Here is a 5,960-nt window from a genome sequence, read left to right as displayed (position 1 = left end):
CGTACGCCGACGTCGGCTGAGCGGCGTCGTTGAGGTCGTAGCCGTGGTCGGCGGCGGGCTGCGGCGCGGCCGGCTTCACCCCCGACATCGCCCACCACGCCCTGGACTGGAACGTCACGGCCCACCTGGTGGCCCACGGCCTGGGCGTGGCCCTGATCCCCCGCCTGGCCCACCTGACCCCGCACTTGCCGATCACCCGCGTACGCTGCTCCGGCGACCCCCACCGCAAACTCCTCACCTGCACCCGAGCCTCCGGTCACGACCGCCCAGCGGTGGAGGCGGCGCTGCGCGAACTTCGGGAGCTGGCGCCTACGGCGGTGGCTTGAGCCTTCGGATGGCGCTGAAGCTTCAGGTTCTTGGGGAGGCCTCAGCCCATTCGCCGTCGAGCATGGCGTGGACGACGGAGTCACGCCACCGGCCGGCCTTGAAGATGTGCTCCCGGATGGTCCCCTCCTCGACCATGCCCGCGGCTGCCATGGTTTTCGCCGATGCCTCGTTGAGCGGGGAACGTGCTCCCCAGATGCGGTGCAGGCCCAGATCCTCGAAACCGAGGCCAAGGAGGAGTCGTACGGTCTCAAGGCCGTAGCCGACTCCCCAGGCATCGGGGTGCAGCGCGAAGCCCATGGTGGCTCCGCGTTGTTGATGCGGGTCGGTGGCGAGGCGGCCGGACCCGATCAGCTTGTCCGTGTTCCGTTCGACGACGGCGAGTTGGTACTCGGTGCGAGGTGTCACGGTGGCGGAGGCGATCGACTGGGAAACGACCTGCGCGACCTGTTCGCGGGTAGGCGGGTCGATCGACAGGTGCTCCGTGGCTTCGGGGCTGCTGTAGACGGCGAGCACCGCATCCACGTCCTCGGCGGCGAGTTCGCGTAGACCGAGGCGCGGGCCGGAACGTCTGGCCGGGTACATGCCGTCCTCCACAGGATCGTTACCGCGCCCTAAGACTTTCCTCAGATACGTCTCCTATCGTCGGCCCGGTCAATCCCTACCGAACCGGTGGGAAAACTAGGGAAGACGGGACGGACGTACATGCGGACGCTGGTACTGCTCGCGCTCGCGGGCCTCGGCGCCCAACTCGTGGACGGCAGCCTGGGCATGGCCTACGGGGTGACCTCGACCACCCTGCTGCTCGCCATGGGCACCAACCCGGCCGCGGCCTCGGCCACGGTTCACCTCGCGGAGATCGGTACGACGCTGATGTCCGGCGCCGCGCACTGGCGGTTCGGGAACGTGGACTGGAAGGTCGTCGCCAAGATCGGGGTGCCGGGGGCGGTGGGCGCGTTCCTCGGTGCGACCGTGCTGTCCAAGCTGTCCACCGAGGTCGCCGAGCCGGTGATGTCGCTGATCCTGCTCGGGCTCGGGCTGTACGTGATGTCCCGGTTCACGTTCCGCGGCATGCCCAAGGGCAATCTCGGCAAGCCGCTGCGCAAGAGGTTCCTGTCGCCGCTCGGGGTGGTCGCCGGGTTCCTGGACGCGACGGGCGGGGGCGGCTGGGGCCCGGTGGGTACGCCGGCGCTGCTGGCCAGCGGACGTATGGAGCCGCGCAAGGTGATCGGCTCCATCGACACGAGCGAGTTCCTGGTCGCTGTGGCGGCGAGCCTGGGCTTCCTCTTCTCGCTCGGCTCGCAGGGCCTCAACTGGGGTTGGGTCGCCGCCTTTCTGCTCGGCGGGCTGATCGCGGCGCCGATCGCGGCGTGGCTGGTGCGGCTGGTTCCGCCGCGCGTTCTGGGGTCCGCGGTCGGCGGCGTCATCATCGTGACGAATGTCCGTACGTTGCTGAAGAGCGACTGGGTCGGCGCGTCCAGTTCGCTGACCACCCCCGTCTACGTACTCCTGTACGCGCTGTGGGCCGCCGCCCTGACGTACTCGATCCGCGCCTACCGCAAGGAGCAGGCGGCGGAGACCGAGTCCGTCGAGGAGCGGCGACCCGTCACGGCGGCCTGAACCACCACGTACGACTTGAGGGGACGCGGTGAGCGCCACGCTCACCGCGAGCGGTGCATCGCGAAGTGCCCGAGTCCGAGTCCGTTCCTCGATGGCTGAAATCGGTTGCCTGGGTTTGTCAAAAAGCCTGGCAATGCTCTGGGAAAGCCCGGCAACGGTCTGGGATGGAAACACCCAAGGTTGGATCATGGCGGTCAAGATCCAGCCAGGTGGACGCCCGGGGGCCGAAATCCAGACGTACGTTCCTCCCTGTGAAGTCTGAACTCATACCCCACAGAGCTGTCGGCCGCACGTCGACTCTCCCCGACGGGAGTGCTCCCGCACGGCGTTCGCTGATCCGCGCCGCGCTGACCGGCACCGCTGCCCTCGGTGCCGGTCTCGCCCTCGGCACCCCCACCGCTGCCGCCGCAACCCCGGTCCGCAGTACGCGCTCCCGGCCGACCACGCCGCAGGAAGCATTGCGGGAACTCGCGGCGGGCAACCACCGCTGGCGCACCAACCGCCAGCGGCATCCCCATGAGAGTCCGGCCGTCAGGCAGTCGCTGACGTCGGGTCAGCACCCCTTCGCTGTCGTGCTCGGATGCATCGACTCCCGCGTACCGCCGGAGCTGGCCTTCGATCAGGGTCTCGGCGATCTGATGACGGTGCGATCGGGGGGTGAGGTACTGGACGAGGCCGTGCTCGGCAGCGTCGCCTTCGGCGTGCTCGAACTGGACATACCGCTGATCATGGTGCTCGGGCACCAGTCGTGCGGCGCCGTGAAGGCGGCGATCCAGGCGGACGAGTCGGGCGAGGAACTGCCCGCCCACATGCAGTACTTGGCCGACCAGATCAGCCCGGCCATCGACCACAGCCAGGAGGGCGACGCCCGCGTCGACGCGACGGTGGACGCCAACGTCGAACTCGTCCGTTCGCGGCTCGCGGCGGTGCCCGAGCTCGCCACCAGGGTGGACGCGGGCAAGCTGGCCATAGTCGGCGCGCGTTACGAACTGACCAGCCAGCTGGTGCATCGGATCGCCTGAGCGCGCTGAGCGTATGGCCGGGCCCCCGGTGCCTGCCGGAAGCTGAACAGCTTCCGGAAGGCACCGGGGGCCCGCTGCGTCCGATCGGCCGCGGTTGATCGGCAGGTGAGGCGTCAGCAGTCGGAGAGGGCGGCATCCCCAGCCGTCCGATGACCTCGCGGGGCAGCGAGGGCCGGCTTCTGTGGCGTACGTACTACGGTGCCCGGGTGATGCGGATACCAGAGACGTTCGCGCGAAGCACGGTCGACCGTGAGGGAGAGGCCGGAGCAGCATGGCTTGCCGAACTGCCCCGTATCGTGGGCGAGTTGCTGCGGCGCTGGGAGTGCGTGCGGGACGGCGAGGTCATGCACGGGGGCGTCGGCGTCATCGTCCCGGTGCGACGGCCTGCCGAGGGGCCCGCTGTCCTGAAGGTGTCGTTTCCGCACCCCGGGAACGTCCATGAGCCGGACGCGTTCGCGGTGTGGGGCGGGCGCGGGGCCGTCCGGCTGTACGAGCGTGACGACGAGCGGTTCGCGATGCTGCTGGAACGGGCCAGGACGTCGACGCTGGCCGAAGTCGAGGACGACGACGAGGTGGTGACGGTGGCCGGCCGGCTCAGCCACTGCCTGGCCGTCCCCGCACCACCCGGGCTGCCCCGGCTGCGCGAGCAGGCCGACTTCTGGGAGGAGCAACTGCGCCTGGACGCCGAGGAGTTGCCGCACAACCTGCCACGCCATGTCCTGGACACCGCCCTGGCGACAGTCCGCGAGTTGGGCCGCACCCAGCCGGACACCGTCATCCACGGCGACCTGCACGCCGGCAACATCCTGCGCGCCGACCGCGAGCCCTGGCTGGCCGTCGACCCCAAGGGCTACGCGGGCGATCCCGCCTACGACGGCGGCACACTGCTCAAGGCGCTCGCCCTACGGTTCCTCCAGCTGCCCGACCTCAGCAAGGCGGTCCGCCGCGCGGTGGACGTGTTCGCCGAGGCCGCGGAGGTCGATCGCGAGCGCGCCCGGCGCTGGGCCCAGTTCCACGCCGTCGAGACCGCGTTCCACGGCCGCCGTCACGGATTCCGTATCGCCCGCAGCGGACCACAACTGGACCGGATCACCGAATTCGCCGACGGATTGGCGGAGTTGCTCACGGAGGCCTGACGGCCGCGGCACCGGCACACGGTCAGTCCCCGATGAAGTAGAGGTAGGCCCGAGCGACGGATCGCCCGGGGCCGCCTCGATGACGCTTCTCACCGCGGGGACCTCGGGGCGCTCGTCGACACCAGCACCTGGATGGCCGCGCAGTTCGCTCGCCCCAGCGCGTCCCGTACAGTGCGGGCGCCGGCGGAGCAGCGGACGAGCCGCCGGGCCTCGATGTGCGCCCTTCCGATGAATCGCTGTCAGTCAGCGCAGCCGGTCCTTGGCCTTGTAGTACGCCCCGGCGAAGGGCAGGAACCAGGCGGTGCCGTTGTAGAACGGCACCGGAACCTTGGGGAAGCCGAAACCGCGCATGGGGTTGGCCTCCGGGTGGCCGTCCATGACCTCGGCAGGGTCTCGACGAGGAAACCGCCCTCGGGGATGCGGTGCAGCGCGGTGGCGGCGTTGCGTTCGTGGATCTGAGCCCCGGCGCGTTCGGCGGCCTCGGCCAGGCCATGGACGTACTTGCCGATGTGAAGGTGCGCGCTGAGCGGGTCGAGCAGGGCTCCGTGGTAGTAGTCGGAGCCCAGCTCGGCACGCAGATCGCTCTTGCTCAGCAGCGTGGTGTCGTGGCCGAAGTTGTCGGCCAGGTCGCGCTGCGTGGCACGCATGCTCTCCAAGTGCTGCGGCTTGAACGCGACTCCCAGACACCCTACGCGGTGGAAGTCGCAGTCGATCTGCTCCTTGACCGTCAGCTCCTCCACCACGTCCACCGCCTCGCGGAAGGCGTCGTACAGTTCCCGGGCCCGCTCCTGCCCCTAGCGCTTGCGCGCCTCGGCGGGGCTGATGGTGATGCCCTGGGTGCACATGCTGCCGTTGCGCCCGGAGGCGCCTGAGCCGACCTTGTCCTTCTCCACGAGGACGACGTGGGCGCCCTTGCGAGCCGCGTGGTAGGCGGTGGACAGGCCGGTGAGGCCGCCGCCGATGACCACCAGGTCCGCCTGCTCGGGCAGGGGCTTGCCGGTCCGGTCGGGGAAGGCAGGGGCTGTGTCGAGCCAGTAGGGGATCTGCTTCATGACGTACGTCCTCGGGTCTTTCCTGGGCGTCCAGGGGTGTTTGTCTGGGTCCCGGCCTCAGCAGCCGAGCAGGGCCGGTAGGCCGGACAGGTCGGGCAGCTCGTCGTAGGGCTGGTAGTCGGCGCTGCCGCTGTGGCGGTCGTAGCGGTTGATCCACACGCGGCGAGCGAGGCCGAGGTCGCGGGTGGGGATGAGGTCGTACTCCCAGCCTTGGGCGACGTGGATGACCTGGGCTGGGTCGATGTCCATGGTCTGGAAGGCATACTCGAAGGCCTGCCGGTCGGGCTTGTAGGCGCCGGCCTGCTGGGCGGTGATGACGTGGTCGAACTCGACGCCGATGTTGGCCAGGTTCTGGGCGATGAGGTCGTCGTCCGTGTTGGAGATGATGGCGATCTCGTACCGGGACTTCAGCGCCCGCAGGGCGGCCGGGACCTCGGGGTGGGGGCCGAAGGTGGGCACGGCCGCGACCAGAGCCTCGCCGTCGGACTTCCGGTACTCCAGGCCGTGCAGACGCATGGCTGCCTCCAGGCTGGAGGGCAGCACCTCGTGGAAGGGGCGGTAAGCCTCCAGGACGGCCTGGAACCGCATGACGCGAAAGTCGTCGAGGAACTCGTCGACGTTCAGGCCGTCCAGGTCCAGCCGGTCGGACAGGACCTTCAGCGCGGTGGGGCCGAGCTGGAAGTCGACCAGGGTGCCGTAGGCATCGAAGGTGACGATCTGACGCATGGCGTTCAACCTCTTTCCGGGCATATTGGACACTCCGTTGTTCGCTCAGGTGCTGGGGCTGGCGGAGGTCGGTATTGATG

Annotated in this window: 5 protein-coding genes and 2 pseudogenes; 4 read left to right on the top strand and 3 right to left on the bottom strand. The window is 69.4% G+C overall.

Translation table 11 applies throughout. The annotated features are described in order from the left end of the window. Window positions 1-53 precede the first annotated feature (53 nt). A pseudogene (locus G6048_RS46345) lies at window positions 54-326 on the top strand (LysR substrate-binding domain-containing protein); the annotation flags it as partial. 22 nt (window positions 327-348) lie between these two features. Here G6048_RS46345 and G6048_RS46340 read toward each other — a convergent pair. Next, the gene (locus G6048_RS46340; protein ID WP_165345629.1) at window positions 349-909 is read right to left on the bottom strand and encodes a GNAT family N-acetyltransferase; all 561 of its coding nucleotides are present in this window, start codon (window positions 907-909) and stop codon (window positions 349-351) included. 120 nt (window positions 910-1,029) lie between these two features. Between G6048_RS46340 and G6048_RS46335 the strand changes: the two genes are divergently transcribed. From G6048_RS46335 to G6048_RS46325, 3 genes are all read left to right on the top strand, one after another. After that, window positions 1,030-1,944, top strand: coding sequence for a sulfite exporter TauE/SafE family protein (locus G6048_RS46335; protein ID WP_165345628.1), 915 nt, complete (start codon window positions 1,030-1,032; stop codon window positions 1,942-1,944). A 251-nt stretch (window positions 1,945-2,195) separates the two neighbouring features. Then, window positions 2,196-2,966 carry a carbonic anhydrase gene (locus G6048_RS46330; protein ID WP_408056245.1) on the top strand — a complete coding sequence of 257 codons (771 nt, stop codon included), beginning with the start codon at window positions 2,196-2,198 and terminating at the stop codon, window positions 2,964-2,966. A gap of 206 nt (window positions 2,967-3,172) precedes the next feature. Further along, on the top strand, window positions 3,173-4,102 hold the full coding sequence (locus tag G6048_RS46325; RefSeq protein ID WP_165345626.1) for an aminoglycoside phosphotransferase family protein: 930 nt from the start codon (window positions 3,173-3,175) through the stop codon (window positions 4,100-4,102). A gap of 239 nt (window positions 4,103-4,341) precedes the next feature. On the opposite strand, the pseudogene G6048_RS46320 reads toward G6048_RS46325, so the two are convergent. Together G6048_RS46320 and G6048_RS46315 are read right to left on the bottom strand one after the other, a co-directional pair. After that, window positions 4,342-5,154, bottom strand: a pseudogene (locus tag G6048_RS46320) (NAD(P)/FAD-dependent oxidoreductase). A gap of 57 nt (window positions 5,155-5,211) precedes the next feature. Further along, window positions 5,212-5,880 (bottom strand): haloacid dehalogenase type II, encoded by a 669-nt coding sequence (locus tag G6048_RS46315; protein WP_165345625.1) that lies wholly within the window; start codon window positions 5,878-5,880, stop codon window positions 5,212-5,214. Between the last annotated feature and the right edge of the window lie 80 nt (window positions 5,881-5,960).

This window comes from Streptomyces ureilyticus (genome assembly GCF_011045025.1).
GTDB classification, from domain to species: domain Bacteria; phylum Actinomycetota; class Actinomycetes; order Streptomycetales; family Streptomycetaceae; genus Streptomyces; species Streptomyces ureilyticus.
This window is presented reverse-complemented; position numbering and strand designations above follow the sequence as displayed.